The 21,080-nt window shown below is 70.8% G+C and carries 21 protein-coding genes and 1 pseudogene; 18 read left to right on the forward strand and 4 right to left on the reverse strand.

All coding sequences use genetic code 11. The features are described from left to right. From D7V77_RS27255 to ychF, 6 genes are all read left to right on the forward strand, one after another. Positions 1-149: AtpZ/AtpI family protein (locus D7V77_RS27255; protein ID WP_199733899.1), on the forward strand; the 149-nt coding region annotated here is incomplete at its 5' end. Continuing rightward, a complete protein-coding gene (locus tag D7V77_RS27260) occupies positions 146-559 on the forward strand; it encodes a hypothetical protein (protein WP_120579230.1) in 414 nt (137 codons plus the stop codon). The genes D7V77_RS27255 and D7V77_RS27260, both read left to right, overlap by 4 nt. Next, positions 559-1,611, forward strand: a complete 1,053-nt coding sequence (gene atpB, locus D7V77_RS27265; protein WP_120579231.1) for a F0F1 ATP synthase subunit A — start codon at positions 559-561, stop codon at positions 1,609-1,611. Before D7V77_RS27260 ends, atpB begins: the two co-directional genes overlap by 1 nt. A 148-nt stretch (positions 1,612-1,759) precedes the next feature. After that, positions 1,760-1,990: an ATP synthase F0 subunit C gene (locus D7V77_RS27270; protein ID WP_014400382.1), complete on the forward strand. Its 231-nt coding sequence runs from the start codon at positions 1,760-1,762 to the stop codon at positions 1,988-1,990. 142 nt (positions 1,991-2,132) lie between these two features. Next, positions 2,133-2,681 (forward strand): F0F1 ATP synthase subunit B, encoded by a 549-nt coding sequence (gene atpF / locus D7V77_RS27275; protein WP_120579232.1) that lies wholly within the window; start codon positions 2,133-2,135, stop codon positions 2,679-2,681. A 45-nt stretch (positions 2,682-2,726) separates the two neighbouring features. Then, positions 2,727-3,836 (forward strand): redox-regulated ATPase YchF, encoded by a 1,110-nt coding sequence (gene ychF / locus D7V77_RS27280; protein WP_120579233.1) that lies wholly within the window; start codon positions 2,727-2,729, stop codon positions 3,834-3,836. Between the two features lie 76 nt (positions 3,837-3,912). On the opposite strand, the gene D7V77_RS27285 is transcribed toward ychF, so the two are convergent. Together D7V77_RS27285 and D7V77_RS27290 are read right to left on the reverse strand one after the other, a co-directional pair. Then, a complete protein-coding gene (locus tag D7V77_RS27285) occupies positions 3,913-4,200 on the reverse strand; it encodes a hypothetical protein (protein ID WP_169822075.1) in 288 nt (95 codons plus the stop codon). Between the two features lie 95 nt (positions 4,201-4,295). After that, a complete protein-coding gene (locus D7V77_RS27290) occupies positions 4,296-5,675 on the reverse strand; it encodes a citrate synthase (RefSeq protein WP_120579234.1) in 1,380 nt (459 codons plus the stop codon). A gap of 101 nt (positions 5,676-5,776) precedes the next feature. Here D7V77_RS27290 and D7V77_RS27295 point away from each other — a divergent pair, with 101 nt between their 5' ends. The 4 genes from D7V77_RS27295 to D7V77_RS27310 are packed head-to-tail and all read left to right on the forward strand — an operon-like array spanning position 5,777 to position 10,032. Then, positions 5,777-6,556, forward strand: coding sequence for a class I SAM-dependent methyltransferase (locus D7V77_RS27295; RefSeq protein ID WP_120579235.1), 780 nt, complete (start codon positions 5,777-5,779; stop codon positions 6,554-6,556). Positions 6,557-6,570: 14 nt separating this feature from the next. Further along, complete coding sequence (locus D7V77_RS27300) at positions 6,571-7,071, forward strand: cupin domain-containing protein (RefSeq protein ID WP_120579236.1); 501 nt, start codon at positions 6,571-6,573, stop codon at positions 7,069-7,071. 15 nt (positions 7,072-7,086) lie between these two features. Further along, positions 7,087-7,587, forward strand: a complete 501-nt coding sequence (locus D7V77_RS27305) for a hypothetical protein (RefSeq protein ID WP_120579237.1) — start codon at positions 7,087-7,089, stop codon at positions 7,585-7,587. Between the two features lie 51 nt (positions 7,588-7,638). Continuing rightward, complete coding sequence (locus D7V77_RS27310) at positions 7,639-10,032, forward strand: MYXO-CTERM sorting domain-containing protein (RefSeq protein WP_120579238.1); 2,394 nt, start codon at positions 7,639-7,641, stop codon at positions 10,030-10,032. Between the two features lie 45 nt (positions 10,033-10,077). On the opposite strand, the gene D7V77_RS27315 is transcribed toward D7V77_RS27310, so the two are convergent. Continuing rightward, complete coding sequence (locus tag D7V77_RS27315; protein ID WP_120579239.1) at positions 10,078-10,452, reverse strand: DUSAM domain-containing protein; 375 nt, start codon at positions 10,450-10,452, stop codon at positions 10,078-10,080. A gap of 608 nt (positions 10,453-11,060) precedes the next feature. Here D7V77_RS27315 and D7V77_RS27320 point away from each other — a divergent pair. The 5 genes from D7V77_RS27320 to D7V77_RS27340 all read left to right on the forward strand — a co-directional run bounded on the left by D7V77_RS27320 (position 11,061) and on the right by D7V77_RS27340 (position 14,906). Beyond that, positions 11,061-12,221, forward strand: a complete 1,161-nt coding sequence (locus tag D7V77_RS27320) for a metallophosphoesterase (RefSeq protein WP_120579244.1) — start codon at positions 11,061-11,063, stop codon at positions 12,219-12,221. A 173-nt stretch (positions 12,222-12,394) separates the two neighbouring features. Beyond that, on the forward strand, positions 12,395-12,772 hold the full coding sequence (locus tag D7V77_RS27325; RefSeq protein WP_233597259.1) for a hypothetical protein: 378 nt from the start codon (positions 12,395-12,397) through the stop codon (positions 12,770-12,772). Next, on the forward strand, positions 12,732-13,559 hold the full coding sequence (locus D7V77_RS27330; RefSeq protein WP_233597260.1) for a DUF4157 domain-containing protein: 828 nt from the start codon (positions 12,732-12,734) through the stop codon (positions 13,557-13,559). Before D7V77_RS27325 ends, D7V77_RS27330 begins: the two co-directional genes overlap by 41 nt. 13 nt (positions 13,560-13,572) lie before the next feature. After that, positions 13,573-14,181, forward strand: coding sequence for a putative glycolipid-binding domain-containing protein (locus D7V77_RS27335; RefSeq protein WP_120579247.1), 609 nt, complete (start codon positions 13,573-13,575; stop codon positions 14,179-14,181). A gap of 311 nt (positions 14,182-14,492) precedes the next feature. Next, positions 14,493-14,906 (forward strand): helix-turn-helix transcriptional regulator, encoded by a 414-nt coding sequence (locus D7V77_RS27340; protein WP_223639461.1) that lies wholly within the window; start codon positions 14,493-14,495, stop codon positions 14,904-14,906. A 7-nt stretch (positions 14,907-14,913) separates the two neighbouring features. Here D7V77_RS27340 and D7V77_RS27345 read toward each other — a convergent pair whose 3' ends face one another. Continuing rightward, positions 14,914-15,333 (reverse strand): hypothetical protein, encoded by a 420-nt coding sequence (locus tag D7V77_RS27345; RefSeq protein WP_120579241.1) that lies wholly within the window; start codon positions 15,331-15,333, stop codon positions 14,914-14,916. Between the two features lie 360 nt (positions 15,334-15,693). Between D7V77_RS27345 and D7V77_RS27350 the strand changes: the two genes are divergently transcribed. From D7V77_RS27350 to D7V77_RS27360, 3 genes and pseudogenes are all read left to right on the forward strand, one after another. Continuing rightward, entirely contained in the window at positions 15,694-18,723 is a 3,030-nt protein-coding gene (locus D7V77_RS27350; protein WP_199733900.1) for a TonB-dependent receptor, read from the forward strand. 207 nt (positions 18,724-18,930) lie between these two features. Then, positions 18,931-20,499 (forward strand): ATP-binding protein, encoded by a 1,569-nt coding sequence (locus tag D7V77_RS27355; protein ID WP_158624501.1) that lies wholly within the window; start codon positions 18,931-18,933, stop codon positions 20,497-20,499. Between the two features lie 194 nt (positions 20,500-20,693). Beyond that, positions 20,694-21,080: pseudogene (locus D7V77_RS27360) on the forward strand (hypothetical protein); the annotation flags it as partial.

The raw sequence follows: 21,080 nt of genomic DNA on the forward strand, positions 1-21,080 counted from the left end.
GGGCGGTGGTGGGGGTCCTGGGAGGGTACTTCCTGGACAAGTGGCTGGGGACGTCGCCCTGGCTGCTGCTGGGCTTGAGCCTGGTGGGGATTGGCGTGGGGTTCTACAGCTTCCTCCATGCGATGACGCGGCTGGGGAAGCGCAAGTGACGGGGACGGGCGGACAGCCGAAGCGGGACCCGTTCTGGACGCACGCGGGGCTGGCGGCGGCGGTGATGGGCGTGGGCGCGGTGGTGGCGGCGGCGCTGCCGAAGGTGACGGAGGACCGGGTCGCCGCGCTGCTGGGCGTGGGAATCGCGGCGATGACGGGCGTGCTGGCGCTGGTGCTGAAGCGGCGCGCGTCGTTGCAGGCGGATTTGAAGGCGGCGTTGAAGGTGGTCGGTGTGGTCTTCGCCCTCAGGGGCGTGGGCGTGGGGATTGGGCTGGCGTGGGTGGTGTCCCGGAATTTGAGCGCGATCGCGTTCGTGGGCGGCTTCTTCGGCGTCTACTTCGCGCTGCAGTGGATTGAAGTCAGCTACGTGATGGCCGCGTCGAAAGACACGGCGGGCGGAGACGAGTGATGCGCAAGGCAATGGTGCTGTTCGCCTGTCTGTTCGCGGGCGTCGTATGGGCCTCCGACCAGGCCGGCGAGCACGGCTACGCGAACGAGGACAAGGACGCCGAGGGCGATGACGTCGCCGGCTACATCCTCCACCACGTGTCCGACTCGAACGAGTACGAGTTCGAGATCCCCCTCAGCAACAACCACATCCCCATCCACCTGCCGCGGATCCTCATCCCGCTGAAGGATGGCGCCTGCACGCCGGTGGCGGATCCGCACGGCGGCGGTCACGGCGAGGTCTACCCGGGCCTGGGCGCCGGCTGCCTGGACCTCTCCATCACCAAGCACACGGTGATGATGTGGCTGGCGGCGCTGCTGCTCATCGGCGCGCTGCTCATCTGGAGCAACCGCGACAAGACGAAGCTCGTGCCGCGCGGCGCCGGGGCGAACCTCTTCGAGATGCTCGTGCTGTTCGTGCGCGACGAGCTGGCCATCAAGAACATCGGCAAGGAGGAGGGCCCCCGCTACGTGCCCTACCTGCTCACCGCGTTCTTCTTCATCCTCTTCATGAACCTGCTGGGCCTGTTCCCCTGGATGGCGACCGCCACGGGCAACATCGCCGTCACGTGCGGCCTGGCGCTGTGCACCTTCTTCGTCACGCAGGCGGCGGGCATCCGCGCCGCGGGCATCGGTGGCTACCTGAAGCACCTGACGGGCGGCGTGGCCCCCTGGCTGTGGCCCATCATGATTCCGGTGGAGGTCCTGGGCCTGTTCACCAAGCCCTTCGCGCTCACCATCCGTCTCTTCGCCAACATGCTGGCGGGCCACATCGTCATCTTCTTCCTGCTGGGCCTCATCTTCATGCTCCGCAACCCCGCGGTGGCGCTGGTGAGCGTGCCGTTCGCCTTCGGCATCTACCTGCTGGAGCTGTTCGTGGCCTTCGTGCAGGCGTACGTGTTCACCATGCTGTCGGCGCTGTTCATCGGGATGAGCGTGGCCATGGGCCACCACCACGACGAGCACCACGAAGGTGACAAGAGCCACGACCACGGCAAGGCGCACCACGCCTGAGCCGGACAAGTTGACGGGGCGCACGTCTTTGTGACGGCGCGCTCCGGTTGAAGACCCGGCGGTTCGAAAGGCCGCCGGAGGTAGTCCTAAAGGGATTTCACGACCCCCCCACAAGCGGGTCCCGCCTCACGAAAGAAGACGTGCTCCCATGACCAACATCGCTCTCGCGTTCCTCGCCGCCGGTATCGGCGCGGGTCTCTCCATCATCGGCGCCGCCCTCGGCATCGGCAAGCTGGCCGCCGCCGCCATGGACGCCACGGGCCGTCAGCCGGCCGCCGGCGGCGACATCCGCACCACGATGATCATCGCCGCGGCGCTCATCGAAGGCGCCACGCTGTTCGCGCTGGTCGTCTGCATCCTGCTCGCCATCAAGGTCTGAGTCAGGGCGTTGGTGTCACCGGGAGCCGGCGTCCTCTTCGGGAAGAAGGGGCGCCGGCGTTCCGGCTCGCAGTACCGCCGTACCGTCGCACCTGAAGTCTCCCGCATCCTCCCTCTGTCTTTTCGCTTCACCGGGACCCGCCATGTTCCTGCCCTCAGTCCTCGCCGCCAGCAGCTTCGTGGAGGTCCGTCCGGGCCTCATCTTCTGGACCATCGTCACCTTCGTCATCGTCCTGCTGGTGCTGCGGGCGAAGGCGTGGGGGCCCATCCTGTCGCTCGTCGAGGAGCGCGAGAAGCAGATCACCAACGCCATCGAGAGCGCGAAGCGTGAGCGCGCCGAGGCGGAGAAGCTGCTCGCCGACCAGAAGACGGCCATCGCCGAGGCCCGCCGCGAGGCCGCGGAGACCACCCGCCGCGTGCAGGCGGACATGGAGAAGTTCCGCGACGAGCTGATGGCCAAGAGCCGCAAGGAGGCGGAGGAGCTGAAGCAGTCCGCCCGCCGCGAGATTGACGACCAGAAGGCCAAGGCCATCGCGGAGGTCCGCTCCATGGCCGTGGACCTGGCCATGGAAGTGGCCGGCAAGCTCATGAGCGAGCGCATGGACGACGCCAAGCACCGCGCGCTGGCCGAGCAGTTCGTGCAGGGCCTGCCCGGCGCCACCAGCGCCTCGGCGACCCGCCGCTCGGCCTAACGGCCGGGAGTCTTCCGCCGCGCCCGCCTGTTCCAGGAATCCATCATGGCTCTCTCCATTGGCATCGTCGGTCTGCCCAACGTGGGCAAGTCCACCCTGTTCAACGCCCTGTCCGCCGCGGGCGCTCAGGCGGCGAACTATCCGTTCTGCACCATCGAGCCGAACGTGGGCGTGGTGCCGGTGCCGGACGACCGCCTGGACCAGCTGTCGGCGCTCGTCAAGCCGCTGAAGAAGATCCCCACGTCGCTGGAGTTCGTGGACATCGCCGGCCTGGTGCGCGGCGCGTCCAAGGGCGAGGGCCTGGGCAACCAGTTCCTGGGGAACATCCGGCAGGTGAACGCGGTGCTCCACGTGCTGCGCTGCTTCGAGGACGACAACGTCACTCACGTCGAGGGAGGCGTGAATCCGGTGCGGGACCGGGACGTGGTCGACACGGAGCTGTGCCTCAAGGACCTGGAGACCGTGGAGAAGCGCCGCGAGCGCTCGCTGAAGAACACCAAGATGGGTGGCAAGGCGGGCGACGAGGCGAAGGCCGAGGTCGCGCTGCTGGACCGCATCAAGGCGAAGCTGGATGAAGGCCTCACGGTGCGCGCGCAGAAGCTCACCGACGACGAGAAGGCGGCCATCCAGGACCTGTTCCTGCTGACGGACAAGCCCGTGCTGTACGTGGCGAACATCAGCGAAGGGCAGATTGGCAAGGAAGACAGCGACCCGCGCGTGCAGCAGGTGCGCGACATGGCCGCCAAGGAGGGCGCGGGCGTGGTGGTGCTGGCGGCGGCGCTGGAGTCGGAAATCCAGCAGCTCGCCGAGGCCGACCGCCCCGGCTTCCTGGCGGACTCCGGCCTGACGGAGCCCGGCCTGAACAAGGTGGTTCGCGAGGGCTACAAGCTGCTGGGCCTGTGGACGTACTTCACGGTGGGCGAGCAGGAGTGCCGCGCGTGGACCATCCACAAGGGCTTCAAGGCGCCGCAGGCGGCGGGCGTCATCCACTCCGACTTCGAGCGCGGCTTCATCAAGGCGGAAGTCTTCGGGTGGACGGACCTGGTGAAGCTGGGCAGCGAGGCGGCGGTGAAGGAGAAGGGCCTGCTGCGCGTGGAAGGCAAGGAGTACGTCGTGCAGGACGGCGACTGCATGCACTTCCGCTTCAACGTCTGACGCGGGACTGCTTCCGCTGTGGGAAGTGACGACGGGCGCTGCCTTCCACTCACGGAAGGGGCGCCCGTTTCGTTTGCTAGCGGGGACCGCTCATCCACGTGTAGCCCCAGAGGCCCACGGCCAGCACGGCCAGCACGGTGGAGAGGATGGCGGAGCGCCTCGTGCGGCCGGCGGGGTCCGGGTGGTTCAGGGCGTACTTCCACACGCCGCCCACGCGCAGGGCCAGGAAGAGGGCGAGGAGGACGGGGCCGACGAGCTGCCAGCCCTCGGGGCGCTTGAGGATGACGATCCACGAGGCGATGAAGGCCACGTTGCCGAGCAACATCAGGGCGGGATAGGGCAGGGTCGGACGGGAGGTGCTCACGGGGCTGCCAGTGTGTGCACGGGAGCCCGGAGCGCCAAACGGAAAGCCGCGCGGCGTGCACGCCATGTGACAGCCGCCCGTCATGTTTCAAGGTGCTACCGGGCCGGGGGCTCCACGTAGCGGGCGCGGGGGCGGAGCAGGTGGCCCTGTTCACGCTGCTCCAGGACATGGGCGACCCAGCCCGCGGTGCGGCCCAGGCTGAACAGCACGGTGGCGGCGCCGGAAGGCAGGCCCAGCGCGTCCGCGAGCATCACCAGGCCCCAGTCCAGGGACGGGGGCGGATGGCCGGCGTCCCGCATGGTGTCCATGACGGCGCGGGCCACGCGGACCTTGGGTGCTTCGGGCTTCACGCTCGACGCGGCGGCGACGAGCGGTGGCGTGCGCGGGTCTCCCTTCAGGTAGAGGCGGTGGCCGAAGCCCGTCACGGCTTCACCCCGGCGCAGTCGTCCGTGGACGACCTGCGCGGCGCGCTCGGGACGGCCGACCTCCGCGATGAGCGCTTCCACGCGGTCGCAGGCGCCGCCGTGACGGTGGCCGGAGATGGCCGCGAGCGCCGCGCTGATGCACGCGTACAGGTCCGCTCCGGAGGACGCTGTCACGCGGGCCGCGAAGGTGGAGGTGTTCAGCTCGTGGTCCGCGCAGAGCACCAGCGCCAGGTTGATCAGCTCCGCGGTCCGCTTCGGCTTCGCGTCCCAGGCCGTGGCGAGTGAAGCGGCCACCGTGGGTTCCTTCAATGCTCGCGACACGCGGCTGGGAGCCTGGGCCACGCAGACCCACGCGCCCAGGTGACGGATGATCCGACGTGCGCGGAGCATGTCCTGTTCCACGGGAGCGGCGAAGCGGCCCGCGTCGCTCGCGGCGATGAGCGGCACCAGCGCGGCGAGCGCTGAAAGGGGCGGGGTGTCTCGCGGCAGCATGGCCGCGAGCGCGGTGGGAGACACGAGCAACGCGTCCCTGGGCGTTGAAGCAACGCGCTCCGAAGCTGACTGCCGCTTGCCTCGCACCGGAGGCTCCGTGCTCCCGGCGTTGTCCCACGGTGCTTCCGGTGCGGGCCACGTCGTGGACTCCAGTGACAGATGCCCGGTCCACAGCAGCTCCGCCACGGCCTCGAAGCGGTGGCCTCGCGTGGCCAGCTCCACCGCGTCGTGGCCCCGGTAGGAGAGTCCCTCCTCGCTGATGCGCGACACCGACGAGTCGATGACGGGCTCGCCCCAGCGCAGTGCTCCGGATGCCACCGCCGCGTGGCCCGCGCGGGCGTCGTGGCGCGTCTTCAACCGCTCCACGTCCGCGCGCAGATAGCGGTTCTCCTTCGTGCCCTTCTCCGGCACGCACCGCACGAGCCCCCGGCTCACGTACGTGTAGAGCGTCGCTCGCTTTACCCCCAGCAGGGCCGCCGCCTCCTCCGCGCGCAGCAACTCCTCCTCAACTGGATGGTCGAATCGAGATTGAGAACGTCCCCCTGCACGACGCACCATGTTTCGCGTGCCTCCCTGGAGCGGAGTCTCGACTCGACTGGACCCTCCTGTCGAGCTGAGCCTCCCCATGGCCGAGGCATGACCTGGCGGGGAGAACGACCATGAACGTGGACTTCGGACGCACGTCGTCGGACTACGCGAAGCACCGGGCAGGCTTCCCGGAGGCCTTCTACACACGGCTCGAACAGGACGGCGTGCTGACGTCCGGCCTGCGGGTGCTCGACCTGGGCACCGGCACCGGCACCGTCGCGCGCAACCTGGCCCGGCGCGGCTGCGACGTCACCGCCCTGGACGTATCCGCGCCGCAGCTGGAGGCCGCGGCACAACTTGCTCGCGACGAGGGCCTCCGCGTGGACTTCCGTGAAGCGCCCGCGGAGAACACCGGCCTGCCTTCGGGTTCCTTCGACCGTGTGTTCGCGGGCCAGTGCTGGCACTGGTTCGACCGCGCCGCCGCCGCGCGCGAGGCCTTCCGCCTGCTCAAGCCCGGCGGGAAGCTCATCCTCTGCCACTTCGACTGGACGGCCCTGCCCGGCAACCTGCTGGAGGCCACCGAGGCCCTGGTGGAGGAGTTCAGCCCTCGCGTCAAACTGGCCGTGGATCACTTCGGACAAGGCGTGGGCATCTACCCGCAGTGGTTCCGCGACGTGGGCGTGGCCGGCTTCCAGTCCCTCACGTCCTTCACCTTCGACACGCTCACGCCCTACACCCACGAAGCGTGGCGCGGACGGATGCGCGCCAACGCGCGGATTGGCGCCATGCTCCCTCCAGCGCAGGTGGCCCGCTTCGACGCCGCGCTGGCCGCGCTCCTCACCGCGCGCTTCCCCCAGGAGCCGATGTCCGTTCCCCACCGCGTGTTCGCGCTCGTCGCGGAGCGCCCGTGAAACAGGAGTCCGCCATGGCCTCGCCCCACCTCATCCACGCCGAAGACGTTCCCTGGACCGAGCTCGCCCACGGCAGCCGCGTGGCGCTCAAGCGCAAGCAACTGGGCGCCGCCGCGCATGGGCACAAGCTCGGGTGCAGCCTGGTGGAGCTTCCTCCGGGCCGCCGCTCGTGGCCGCTGCACTACCACCTGGGCAATGAAGAGGCCGTCTATGTCCTGTCCGGCACGGGCTCGCTGCGCCTGGGGACGGAGACGCTGCCCGTGCGCGAAGGGGACTACGTCGCGCTGCCGCCGGGCGCGGAGTGCGCGCACCAGCTCATCAACGACGGCGCGGAGCCTCTGCGCTACCTGTGCTTCTCCACCATGGAGGCGCCGGACGTGCTCGTGTACCCGGACTCGAAGAAGGTGGGCGTCTTCGCGGGCGCCGCGCCCGGAGGTGACAAGGCCGCGCGCACGCTGATGGCGTACCTGCCCCTGGACGCGCAGGTGGATTACTGGGAGGGCGAGGAGCCCTGATAGGGTGGCCCGGCCATGGCCTCCCTGCTGGATGCGCTCGACCGCGAGCGGCTGCTCAAGGATTCCGCCGCCGCGTCCGGGCTCGTACCCAAGGGCGAGCCTCCCCACGTGTCGCTGCTGCGGCTGTGCGACGCGGGCCTGCTCGAGGGCGGGCTCGCCGTGGGGTATGGCGTCCGACCGGATGAGCTGGTGGGCCCCCTCACCGCGGCCATGGGCGGCGCGGCCCGGAAGTTCAAGGTCGTGGACGTGCGCGAGCGCCCCGTGCTGGAACTGCACGTCGCGGCGGGCGACGTCACGGAGCGCTGGGAGGTGGAGGACGTGTCCGCGCTCGTGCACAACCTCAACGACCTGTACCGCGACGCGGCCGACGTGCGCGCGGTGGCCGTGCTGGGGGAGTGGGAGGACTCGCTCCAACTGCTCTGCGTCGAGCGCCGCGCCCTGGGACGGCTCCTGCGGCAGCCCTTCTTCGCGCCCGTCAACGCGCGGGGGCTCCAGGACCTGATTCCGTCCCGCTGAAGCGGCTGGGCCACCCTCGACCCCGGACGCCCGGTGGGGCACCATGGGGGAATGCGCATCACGCTGGCTCTCATCGTTGGATTGCTCCTGGCGCAGGTCGCTCGCGCGGAGCCGGATTCCTTTGACCTGGGCACCGGACGCGACGGCGTGCTCAACCTCGTTTCGGGACAGGGCGTCGCCATGGGCGTGGACGCGCCCCTGGGCAAGAGCGTCGCGGCGGGGGGCCAGGAGCTGGTCGTCTCCGGCCTCAAGATCTCCGCTGGCGACCTGGTGATGATCCACGAGAGCACCGGCCTGTCCTCCGCGCCTGACGTGGGCAACACGAAGCCCGTGGCGCTGACGGGGGCGGTCACGCTGGGGCGCTGGGAACTGGCGCGGTTGGAGAAGGTGTCGTCCTCCACGCCCGCCCTCCTCACGCTGACCGCACCGCTGCGCTACGCCTACGCCTCCGGGCGCGCCCAGGTGGTGCGCGTGGCCGAGTACTCCGACGTCGTCATCGAGGCGGGCGCGCGGCTCACCGTGACGCCATGGAATGGCAAGTCCGGCGGCATCCTCGCGATGCTGGTGAGTGGGAAGGTGGTCAACGAAGGCCGCATCGACGCGGATGGCCTGGGCTCCCTGGGCGGCGTCTTCCAGGCCGACATCGCCGACCTGAATGGCTGCACGGCGCTGGAGCTGGACCATGGCAAGGGTGGCTCCGAGCGCGGCGAGGGCGTGGCTGGCAAGATTTCCCGCACCGGCATCACCACCGGGCGCGGCAACCTGACCAACGGCGGTGGCGGCGGCAACTGCGCGGCGGCCGGCGGTGGCGGTGGCGGGCACGGCGGCGTGGGCGGCATTGGCGGGCGCACGGCTTCCGGGGACGGCTCGCGCGACCAGGGCGGGCTGGGCGGCGCGGCGCTGAGCTACTCCGTGTTCGAGCGCTTCACGTTCGGCGGTGGCGGCGGCGCGGGGCAGGGCTCCGACCAGGCCGGCTCCAACGGCGCCGCAGGCGGCGGCGTGGTGTTCATCCGCTCCACCGCGTTCGAGGGCAAGGGCATCTACAGCGCCTCGGGTTCGACCGCGGGGGCCTCGTCGGGCAACGACGGCGCGGGCGGTGGCGGCGCGGGCGGCGCGGTGGTGCTGCGCGCGGTGGACATCGTGAACTGCGGCGGGGTCGAGGCGCGGGGCGGCGCGGGCGGCAACACCCAGTTGGACAAGCAGCCCTTCGGGCCGGGCGGTGGTGGCGCCGGGGGCCGCATCCTGCTCGAGGGCAAGACCCTCGCGTGTGTGCCCAACGCGAGCGCGGGCAGCGCGGGCGTGTCCGCCTACCCGGGCGCGGGTTCGTACGGCGCGGGGCCGGCCACCACGACGTCGGATGCCGGCACTCCGGACGGGGGCTCGGGCACGTCCACGGGGACGGTGCAGGAGCTGTCCCAGTCCTTCCAGGTCCCCGTCACGCCTGTCATCACGGCGCCGGTGGCGGGCGAGGCGTCCACCACCACGCGCCCTCGCTTCGAAGGGACCGCGGGCACGAACGGGCCGGTCGTCCACCTCGTCGTGGATGGGCGGGAGATTGGCGCGGCGGTGCCGGGCTCGGATGGCCGCTTCACCTACGACCCCACCGCGCCGCTGAGCGCGGGCGCGCATGACGTCGTCGCGTGGGCGGAGTCGCTGGGCGTGGCGAGCAAGCCCTCCACGCCGGTGCGCTTCACCACGCCCGCGGTGGTGCTCGCGGACGGTGGCGTCGTGCAGATGGCCGTGCTGGTGGTTCCCTCGAACGGGGACACGGTGGGGCCCACGCCGCTGTTCGCCGGCACCGCGGCCAATGGCGTCAGCGTGGGCGTCGTGATTGACGACGGGCCGGACAACATCGTGCCGTTGGACCTGCTGGGCCGCTTCCGCTACCAGGTGCCGGCCACCGCGCCGCTGAGCGTGGGCACGCACAAGGTCACGGTGCACGCGCACAACGAGGCGGGCGATGACGGGCCGTACTCCGACGTCGTGGGCTTCGAGGTGGTGGTGCCCGGCGCGGACGGCGGAACGGATGGCGGCTCCGACGCGGGCCCGGTGGATCCTGCGACGCCCAGGGTGCTCGTGCCCGAGGAGGGCTCGACGGTGGATCCGACCTTCATGTTCGTGGGCGTGGCGCTGCCCGGCACGTCCGTGCGGTTGGAGTTGGACGGCACGGCGCTCGCGACCGCCACCGCGGATGACGAAGGCGTCTTCCGCCACGTGCTGACGGCGGACAAGGCGCTCGCGACGGGGGCGCACAAGGTCGTCGCCCAGGTCGTGACGCCGCAGGGCGAGGCGGGGCTGCGTTCACCGGAGGTGGACTTCCAGGTGCGAGGCCCCACCGACCTGGACGTGGGCTGCGGCTGCGGCTCGGCGCCCGCGGGGATGATCAGCCTCTGGGCGCTGGTGGGCCTGGGCGCCCTGGTGCGCCGCCGCCGGGCGCGGAGCTGACAGGGGCAGGGCGCGGCTGCCTTTGGGGCGCCGCGCCCAGACCGGTCACGGCGCGTCGGCCATGTCGTCGAGCTGTCCCTGTGCTGCCTCGCGGTAGTAGGGGACGACTTCGACAGAGAGCACGTCGCGCATCTCCTGGCGCGCTCGCTCGTAATCGCCCGCGTCCTGGTACCGGAACATCCGGTGCAGCGCATCCATGAGTCTGTTGGATCCGTCCGTGATGCGGCGGGCGCACTCGCGCAGGAGCGTGAGCGCACCGGCATCGGTCCGGAGGGCTTCGGAGGCGCTGTCGATGCCGACTTCGTCAGCGGTGCGGAGGAGGAGCGCGCGCACGTCCTGCGTGAGGGCCAGGGGGGCTCCCTCTCGCAGCACACGACGCGACAGGTCCCGTATCGCGTCCCAATCGGGTCGGGCGGTCATCTAACGCTTCCTCGGCTTCGGCCCGCACATATCGACAGGCCACTCGTGTTGTCCCTCGCAGCGGCGGAGACAGGCTGTGCAGGGACCATCGAGTCTACCGTCGGCACAGTCGTTCCATGCGCGGATGCACCGCTGCTTCCATTCGGGAAGGTGGGCGTTGTGCGCGAACTCATCCTCCTTCGCTTGAGATGACGTGATCGCGGCCGCACTCCCGGCGCCTGCGGCGGCTCCCATGAGGGCTGCCGCTTCGCCCGCCGTGAGTCCACACGCGGCCGGATTGCCCGGGTGTGCCTCCACACAGCACGTCACACTGTCGAGGCACGTCGCGGTCGCGCAGCCCGTCGTCAACACGCTGCACAGCGCCAGCGCGAGCCAGGAATACCCAGGGCGTGATTCCATGTTTATCAAGAAATACTAGTTCATGACGGCCCGCCAGGCGTCCGGCGGGGCTGGCGGGCGCGGCGTGGGGGTGGCCGTTATCTTCCCGCGCTCGAAGGCGTCCCGGCTCCCGGGACGACAGGGTGGCGCGCGTGACGACGGACGTGTCCTCGGAAGAAGCTTCATCGCGGCGGGCCCGGCGCCCGGCCGGGGCTCCGGGCTGGCGGTCGGTGCTGTCCCTCCTCCTGGGGTTGGGCCTGCCCGTCGCGCTGCACGTCTACATCGGCCTGCGCCTCTTCACCGCGCCCGGCTGGCCCGCCCCCTGGGCCGCCGTGGGCTGGGGACTGCTGGGCTTCTGCTTCCTCATCCTGCTGGCGGGTTTCCGCGCCGCGCGCCGTGAGGCCACCGGCTTCTCCCGCGTCATCCAGTGGGGCGCGTACCTCTGGCTGGGCGCGTTCGGCATCTTCCTCACCGCCGTGCTGGCCTCGGACGTCGTCGGCGCCGCGCTGTCCCTGTCCGGCACCGTCACGGACATGCACGCGCTCGCCCGGGGCCGCGCGGCCGCCGTGCTGGGCACCGTCGTGCCCGCCGTGGCCTTCGCCTTCGTCACCGCGCGCGGCAAGGCCCGCGTGGAGCGCACCACCGTGGCGCTCAAGGACCTGGGCCCGGGCCTGGAGGGCTTGCGCGTCGTGCAGCTGTCCGACGTGCACGTGGGCCCCACCCTGGACGGCGTGTGGCTCCAGCGCGTGGTGGATCAGGTCAACGCCCTGAAGCCGGACATCGTCGCCATCACCGGCGACCTGGTGGACGGCTCCGTGGAGGAGCTGCGCGACCAGATGACGCCGCTCGCGTCCCTCGAGGCCTCGTTGGGCGTCTACTACGTCACCGGAAACCACGAGTTCTACCACGGCGCCCGCGCCTGGATGGCCGAGGTCGCCCGGCTGGGCATCACCGTCCTCACCAACGAGCACCGCGTCGTGGAGCGCGACGGCGCGAAGCTCGTCGTCGCCGGCGTCACCGACCACGACGCCGGCCACATCGATCCGCCCCTGGAGAGCCGCCCCGACCTCGCGCTCGCTGGCGCCCCGCCGGACGTGCCCCGCCTGCTGCTGGCCCACCAGCCCCGCACCGCCCTGTCCCTGCAGGGCCTGCGCGTGGACCTCCAGCTGTCCGGCCACACCCACGGCGGGCAGATCTTCCCCTTCATGTTCTTCGTGAAGCTCCAGCAGCCCGTCGTCCAGGGCCTGGCCACCGTCGCCGGGACCCGGGTCTATACGCACCGCGGCACGGGCTACTGGGGCCCCCCCTTGCGCCTGGGCCCCGCCCCGGAGATCGCATCCCTCACCCTGGTAGGAGCTCCCCGTTCTGACGGTGATTCAAGCCAAGCTTGATATTTCCGTTCTTGCTGCTTATTGTTTGGGGCGTGTCCACCGCACCATCTTCCCTCCTTGTCCCGGAATTCGCTTTCAGCCGTCCCACGGCGCCCGCGGTCCCGGGTGCGCGGCGCGGGGCCCGGGTCCCGGTCGCTTCGCCCCGGACGGGGAAGGCGGCGCCGGTCCTGCTGGTGGTCTCCGAGGCCCCGGAGGTCCGGCTGGCGGTGGCGCGTGAGGTGGGACTGGCGTGCCGGATCGTGACGTCGCTGGGGGCGACGTCGGCGGACCGGCGGCTGGACATGGGCGTGGCGGTGGACGGGCTGGTGCTGGACCTGGACGCGGATCGCCGCGTCGTGAGCGATTTCCTCTGCCGTCTGGTGGACCGGGGCTTCCACGGTCCGCGCATCCTCCTGTCCTCTGGTTTCCGTCCTGAAGCGAGCGCCACCTTCCTGACGGCTTGTGACACCCACTTCGCACTCGGCCGGCCCTGGCGCGCCGGTGAGCTGCGCTCGCTCTTGGAGAGGGTCCTTGGGGTCTCCCACCTCGCTCAATCCGCAAGCAGTCCGTGACTCCCGCCGTGGTGACGCTCCCCGCCTGGCGCCGTTGACGGCGCGGGTGGCGGACGCGGGCCACGGTTTGTTCACCGGTATCGCCGGGGCGTCCGCGGGCGCCGCGCGCAGCGCGTACCTGGCGCTGATGCTCTTCGCCAGCGGCATGGCCCGCTGCGCGACGGGGCGCTCCCGCGACGGGCTGCCCCAGCTCAAGCGCTGCCTGTTCCGCGTGGCGCAGGTGCCGGTGGACCTGGTGCTGATGCTGGGCGGGCGCGTGCTGTCCGCCGTGCAGGTGGTGACGGGCCTGGAGCCCGTGGGCCGCCGGCTGACGGACGCGGAGGTGGACCGGCTGCGTCCCATCTTCGGCGACAGCCTGGACTACCGCTGCGTGCGCGTGAAGGAAGGCGCCCTGGGCCTCTTGGGCCTGCCGGGCCGCGCGTTCGCCCACGGCGACGTCCTCTTCATCCCGCCCGGCTACGGCGCGGTGGGCTTCCGGCTGCTGGTGCACGAGCTCACGCACGTGTGGCAGCACCAGCACGGCGGCACGGGCTACCTGAGCGGTGCGCTCGCCGCGCAATACCTGGGTGACGGCTACGACTGGCGCAAGGCCGTGGGTCACCGGCGCTGGGCGGAGCTCAACCCGGAGCAGCAGGCGCAGTTCATCGAGGACGCCGCCGACGCGCAGCTCATCCCCCACGTGGGCCGCCCCACGCCCCAGCAGCGGCTGCGCGGCTGGAGCGACGCCGCCCTGTGCCTGCTGGACGAGGCCCTGGACTGCCTCTACGCCGGACGTGGCGCGCCGTGAGGCCGCCCGTCCCATGACGGCGCGCACCGCCCGGCCCGGCGGAGCGCCCGAGGGCCGCTGCCTGCAAGCCCTGACCTGGCGGCGCCTGGAGTCTCCCGGCACCGAGCACTTCGAGCTGTGGGAGTCCGCCGAAGGGCCCCTCTTCACCGGAACCGTGGTGCTGGTGGGCGAGGGGCTTCCGCTGCTCGTGCGCTACACCGTGGCGTGCGACCCGGACTGGCACACGCGCGAGGTGCGGCTGGCCGTGCACCAGGGAGGCACGCGGCGCACGCTGGTGCTCCAGGTGGATGACCACCAGCGCTGGTGGCGAGACGGACGCGAGGTGCCGGAGCTGCGCGGGTGCGTGGACGTGGACCTGAGCGTCACCCCCTCCACCAACACCCTGCCCATCCGCCGGCTGGGGCTGGAACCAGGCCAGTCCCGGGACGTGACGGCCGCGTGGGTGCGGCTGCCGGACCTGTCCCTGGAGCGGCTGGAGCAGCGCTACACCCGGCTGTCCTCCACCCGCTACCGCTACGAGAGCGCGGGAGGCGCCTTCGTCGCCGAGGTGGACACCGACGCCACGGGGCTCGTCACGCACTACCCGGATGGCTGGGAGCGCGTCGCCACGACGGACGGTTGACCCCCCGGCGCAACCCCGGGGCCCCGAACCCGGACAATCTCCCAGACCTTCCAGGATTCGCGTGTCGTTTCATGTGGGCTAATGGCGCCATGAACGACGCGCTTCCCGTGGGCGAGGGAATGCAGGACTACCTGCCATATAGGGATGGGCCCGACTGACGTGGCGGGTTATAACGACCTCTGAACCGCTCCGGCGGTGGAGGGGTCGCGAGCCTTGCGGCCACCCCACCGGACGTCACGTGCAAGGTTGATGTGGTGAAAACCCACCCCCGAGGTCCTCTCGCTTCCGGCCGCCTCCGGAAGAAGCCCCGTGTGGCGCCCGCGTCGGCGGCGGCGCTGTCGCGGCGGCAGTTGGAGCGCAAGCTGGCGGTCAGCGTGGGGGCGGCGGCCCGGGCCGCGCGGCTGCGGGCTGGCCTCACGCAGGCGGACGTGGCGGATCGCGTCGGCATCGCGTCGGAGGTCTACGGCCGGCTGGAGCGGGGCAAGATGATGCCCAGCGTCCCCACGCTGTTCCGCCTGTGCCTGGCGCTGCAGCTGTCCGCGGACGCGTCCCTGGGGCTGGCCCTGGCGGCGGCGGCGGGCGCGGGGCTGTGGGAGGAGGACTCCACGGACAAGGACGACCTGCCGGAGATGCGCCGCCTGCTCCGCGCGGTGCGACGGCTGCCGCGCCCCCAGCTCAAGCTGATGAGCCTGGTGGCCAGCGCCATCCTGCCCACGCGCCGCTAAGGGGCCTTCAGGGCGCGGACGCGGGCGGGCGGGCCGTGCCCGCGCGCGGGTCGGCTTTCGTCACCCGCCATACCCAGCCGGACGGGGTGGAGTCGCGCTGCGCGGTGTTCACGTCCACCGCGTACACGTCCAGGGTGTGCTCGCCCACGGGCAGGTCCTTCAGGCGCCATGGGGATTCGCAGGGGATGTAGAGGCTGCCGTCCAGCGAGCACCAGAACACGGGCTTCAGCGTGGTGGCGGTGAAGACGAAGGTGGCCTCCCTGGAGGGCGTGGCCCCGGGGGGCCCTTCGTCGATGAACGTGTCCGGTCCTTCATTGCCCGCGCGCGCCAGTGACGGCGGGAAGAGCAGCGGCATCAACATCAGGCCCAACAGCAGTGACGCGAGCAGTCCGTGAGGAAGGTAGCGCAGGGACGGCGGGGGAATCATAAGCGGGCTCGCGTGACGCCGGGCGCCACGCGAACCCTGCCTTGGTGCATGTCGTTGGAGAGTGCTCTGGGAGGGTTGGGGCGTTCCACCATGGGCATGGCGTCCGGGAATGGGAAAGGGCGACTTCCTGGAAGGTGGGGATGGATCTGAAATGGGGCGCCCTGTCCCGGGGAGCGGTCCCGTCATCCACGGCGAGACGTGACGCGGAGTGCAAATGTCCTCCAGCGGAAAAGGTCCGTTGCCCGCACGGCCCCGGGCGGGCGGTGATGGCACGCGTCACGGAGCAGCGCTTGTCAGGGAGGACATCCCCTGGCCTCATGGATGCTGGCCGGGACCTTCCTTGCACGAACGCCATCGCCCATGACCTTCGCGAAGAGGAGCACCCCCTGGCACGCCGCCGCGCTGGTGCTTTGCCTGTGCCTGTCGTGGCCGGCTCAAGCCCAATCTCCTGAAGCGGACCCTGGCAGTGCCCGGCTGGGCGACACCCTGGACGCGGGCCTGCCCGTCACGGAGGAGAACCTCACCCCCGGCGTTGCCCCGCGGAACATGGGCGCGCCGTGGACGGAAGGGGACGGCCCCCAGGACGGGGGCACGGGCTCGGTCTCGAAGGAGGCGGACCTCCAGCGCACCACCGATGGCGGCTGGGCGGTGGAGCCTGGTGCGGCGGCTGCTGGCACGGACGGAGGCCCCTCGCTGGCGGCCTTCGTGCCGCCCTCGCTGGTGAGGGACTCGCCCGCGCCGTACCCGCCCCGGCTGGTGGGCGAGGGCGTGGCGGGCACGGTGAAGCTGGAGCTGCTGGTGGACGAGGCGGGCGAGGTGGACTCCGCCACGCTGGTGGACGGCGTGCACCCGCTGCTCAACGAAGCCGCGCTGCACGCGGCGCCGTCCCTGCGCTTCTCTCCCGCGATGATGGAGGGCCAGCCCGTCGCTGTGCGCCTGTTCTTCGAGTACCGCTTCGAGGCCCCCGTCCCGATGGCCTCCAGCGCGGACGGCGGCGTTCCCATGCCGCAGGGCCCCATCACCCTCAAGGGCCTGGTGCGGGAGAAGGGCAACCGCCGGCCGTTGATTGGGGCGACGCTGGTGTCGGACGCGGCGCCGGACTCGCCGGTGCAGACGGACGAGAACGGCCGCTTCGAGGCGCGCTTCCCTACGGGCGGTCAGGCGGTGCGCGTGTTCGCCCCCGGCCACAAGCCCGGCCTGTTCCGCGAGGCGCTGAAGTCCACCGAGTCGCTGGAGGTCGTCTACGGCCTGGAGCCGCTCGTGCTGAACCCCTACGAGACGGTGGTGCGCGGCGACCGCGAGCGCACGGAGGTGAGCCGCATCACGCTGCACGACGCGGAGCTGCGGGAAGTGCCCGGCACCATGGGCGACCCCTTCCGCGTGGTGATGCTGCTGCCGGGCGTGGGCAGCATGCTGTCCGGCGTGGCGTACCCGGTGGTGCGCGGCAGCCAGCCCGCGTCCACCGGCTACTTCCTGGACGGCATCCGCATCCCCATCCTCTTCCACCTGTTCCTGGGGCCCGCGGTCATCCACCCGGACTTCCTGGACGCCATCGACTTCTATCCGGGCTCGCCGCCGCCGCAGTACGGCCGGCTGATGGGCGGCGCCATCGACGGACGCCTCACCCGGCCTCGCGATGACCGCGTGCACGGCAGCGCCTACGCGGACTTCATCAACGCGGGCTTCTTCATCGAGACGCCCTTCAAGTCCACCGGCACCAACGTCAGCCTCGCGGGCCGCTATTCCTATACGCCGTGGATCATCGCGCTGGCGGCCAATCAGTTGCAGGACCCGCCGCCCCCGGGCCGCACCAATCCAAAGGTGGTGTTGGACTTCTGGGACTACCAGGCCCGCGTGGAGCAGGACGTGGGGCAGGGCAAGCTGCGGCTGTTTGCCTTTGGCTCGTCGGACACGTTCGGCTCGGAGGCGCAGGACGACCAGGGCGACACCGCGCTCCAGTCCGTCGCCTTCCACCGCGTGGACCTGCGCGGCCGCCACCCGCTGGGCAAGGGTGAGCTCGAGATTGGCGGGACGTGGGGCCTGGACCGCTTCGCTGTCGTGTCTCGCGGGCCGGACAACGGGAACGAAATCTACATCGACCAGGACAACTTCTCCGGGCGCCTGGGCTACAGCGTGCCATTGGATGAGCGGCTCTTGCTGCGCGCGGGCGCGGACCTGGAGCACAAGCGCGCCATCGTGGACGTGCTCACGGTGGAGAACGGCCAACCGGTGGAGGAGGACACGGTGCGCGTGCCCGTGGCGCTGGCCACCTTCACCGGCGCGTACGCGGAGACCGTGTGGACGCCCAATGACAGATGGACGGTGGTGCCCGGCCTGCGCCTGGACAGCTACCACCTGTCCGGCGGCTTCGACCACAAGGTCATCGAGCCGCGCCTCACCGTGCGCCACAGGCTCACCGACACCGTGACGCTCAAGGGCGGCGCCGGCATCTTCCACCAGCCGCCCACCACCCTCATCAGCCTGCCGGTGGTGGACGTGGGCAGTCTGTTGTTGGGCCTCCAGGAAGGCGTGCAGCTCTCCACGGGCGTGGAGTGGAAGGCCTTCGACAAGTGGGAGGTGGGGCTGGACGTCTATGTGAACCCCATGCTGCGCACCATCGAGCTCACGCCCTTCTCCGACGAGGGCCTCACGGACGACATCGGAGACCCGGGGGCCCCGGACGTCGTTGAGCCTCCGCCCGGTGGGGGCCCGCCTCGCCAGGACGGCTTCCGCCGGGTGCGCGCGCGGCAGATCGACGTCGATAGACCGCCTGTCAGCCGGGACGACTGGGACATCCCGGACTTCACCAGCCATGGCCTGGCGTATGGGTTGGAATTGCTCATCCGCTACCCGCTGGGGAACAACTGGTTCGGCTGGCTTTCGTACAGCCTCCAGCGCAGCACGCGGCGCACCACCTTCTATCGATATGACTCGTCAGGTCGGGCCATCTCCGAGGACTCCGCGGACCTGCCCTTCGCGTTCGACCAGACACACATCTTGAACCTGGTGGTCAGCCACAAGTTCTCCAACAACATCACCCTGGGAGGCGTGCTCCACTTCAACAGCGGACGCCCGGAGTACGGCACCCTGGGAAGCCAGACGCACCGCGAGGGCGTGGACTCAGACGGCCGCCCCGCGTGGGTGCAGGTGGATCGCGATCAGGTGGACCGGCTGCCGCCCTTCTTCCGCTTCGACCTGCGCGTCTCCAAGGCCTGGGCCTACGAGACGTTCACCCTGGAGGCCTATCTGGACATGCTCAACGTCACCCTCAACACGGAGACGCTGGGCTTCGACTACCTGGGCGGCGGCTACAGCCGGCAACCCCTGACCAAGAGTGCGGTGGGACTGCCCATTGCCCTGCCCATCATTGGCGTCAAGGGCCGGTACTGACCTGTCCTGAAGGGCAGGTCCACTGCTCGGGGGTGAACCGATTTTCGCGCACCCTGCCCTCCAGGGCTGCTCCACTCTTGGCCAGATGTGTCAGTATTCCGTGAGACGCGGGTTTTTCCAGCCTGCCCGGCACCGACGTGAAGGGTGGGGGAACAGACCTGTAGCGTCGGGGGGAGCACGATGATGGGTTTGTCCTGGGGGCCGGGAATGGCTCCGGCATGGGAACTGCCCGCTGACAGCGAGACGCCCTGCGTCCTCCTCGAGCCGCTGCACGGGGAGACAGGCGAAGCGCTCGACTTCCGCTGGACGTCCATGAACGTCCCGGCGGAGGGCTGGGTGCGCTCCCTGGAGCTGGGCCGTCACGTGTCCCTGTGGACGCGGGAGGGCGCCGCGCTGTTCGACGTGGCGACGTTCGTGCGCGTGCTGATGCGCGGTGTTCCGCATGTGGGCCTGCTGCCGGGGGACCCGGCGGGGCGGCGGTACGTGGTGGTGCGGCACGGAGAGGGATTGGCGCTGTGGCTGCTACCTCGCGACGAGGGCCAGGCGGCGGACGCGCATCAGGCGGAGCGGGAGCGGGCGGCGCGGCAGGAGGTGGAGGCGGCGCTGGCCAGGGCGGAGCAGACGGTGAGCGCGCTGCGGGAGGCGGAGGAGCGCTACCGGCTGGCGACGCGCGCCACGCATGACGTGCTGTGGGACTGGCACTTCGCCACGGACCACGTGCGGTGGGACCCGGGCACGGGGAACGCGTTCGGCCACGCCACGTCCATCCTGGAGCACAAGCTGGGCTGGTGGGGCGAGCGCGTGCACGACGACGACCGGGACCGGGTGGTGGACCGGCTGGTGGAGTTCGTCGCGTCCACGGGCGACGTCTGGAGCGAGGAGTACCGCTTCCAACGCGCGGACGGCAGCTGGGCGCATGTCCTGGACCGGGGCGTGCTGGCGCGCGACGACGAGGGGCGCCCGGTGCGGATGATTGGCTCGATGATGGACGTCACCGAGCGCACCCGCCAGATGGAGACGATGGTGGAGGAGGCGCGCTTCCGCGAGCGCTTCATCGGCATCCTGGGGCACGACCTGCGCAACCCGCTCAACGCCATCGTGCTGTCGGCGCGGGCGCAGAAGCGCCGGGGGCCGCTGGAGTGCACGCCGGAGCAGCACCGTCAGCATGCGCAGCGGATTGAGTCTTCCGCGACGCGCATGGGGAACATGATCGCGGACCTGCTGGATTTGACGCGCGCCCGGCTGGCCGGCGGCATCCCGCTGCGCAAGGCCCCCACGGACCTGGGGGCGGTGTGTCAGCAGGTGGTGGACGAATTGTCCGCGGCGTACCCGGACCGCGCGGTGGCGGTGGACGTGGACGGCAAGGCGGAAGGGGAGTGGGACGCGGAGCGGCTGGCGCAGGTGCTCTCCAACCTGGTGGGCAACGCGCTGGAGCACGGCAGCCCGGACTCGCCGGTGTTCCTGCGCTGCTGGGCGAAGGGCGAGCACCAGGTGCTGGAGGTGCAGAACCCCGGTGCGCCCATCCCGGAGGAGCTGCGCGAGCGGCTGTTTGATCCGTTCCACCAGGGCGAGGGCGAGCGTGAGCAGGGCGGCCGGCGCAACAGCGGGCTGGGGCTGGGGTTGTTCATCGTGAAGGAGATTGTCCTGGCCCACGGGGGGACGGTGGAGGTGACGTCGACGCAGAAGGACGGCACGACGTTCACGGTGCGGCTGCCTCGGCCGCCGCGCCCGAAGGCGAAGGCGAAGGCCGGCCGGAGCAGGACGCGGACTGCCTGACCTTTTTGGAAGGGGTGAGCGTTCGCAGCCATGCGCTGAGGGAGGGAGCGTCCGCCGCCGCACGCCGCGCGTGTTGTGCGAAGGACCGAAGGGGATGGGCCGGGAGGGCAGGGGTGCTGCTCGCTTCGTCGGAGTGCGTTTACCGGTTGATCAGGCCGCACGGCTCGTGAGGCCCTCACGCGGAGGCAGTCCCCATGCAGCTCAATCCCCCTCGCAATGTTTCATTCCGTTCCTCCCCCTGGACGGCGCTCTTCTGTCTGGCCGCGGCGCTGGTGGGCTGCGGTGCTCCCATCGACGAAGCCACGGAGGTGATGGGCCAGTCCCCGGACGCGCTCGTCTCCTCCAATGGGCTGACGGTGAATGGGCTGACAGTGAATGGCCTCACGGTGAATGGGCTGACAGTGAATGGCCTCACTGTGAATGGCCTGACGGTGAATGGCCTGTCCACGAACGCATTCCAGACCTGGTTCCACCAGGACCCCGCCACGGCGGAGATGGTGATGCGCTACGTGGTGAGGTGCTCGATGGCGGCGGGGATGACGCTGACCTACCAGTCGCCGTCCACGGGGAAGAGCTACCTG

The organism is Corallococcus sp. CA041A, assembly GCF_003612075.1.
Lineage (GTDB): Bacteria > Myxococcota > Myxococcia > Myxococcales > Myxococcaceae > Corallococcus > Corallococcus exiguus.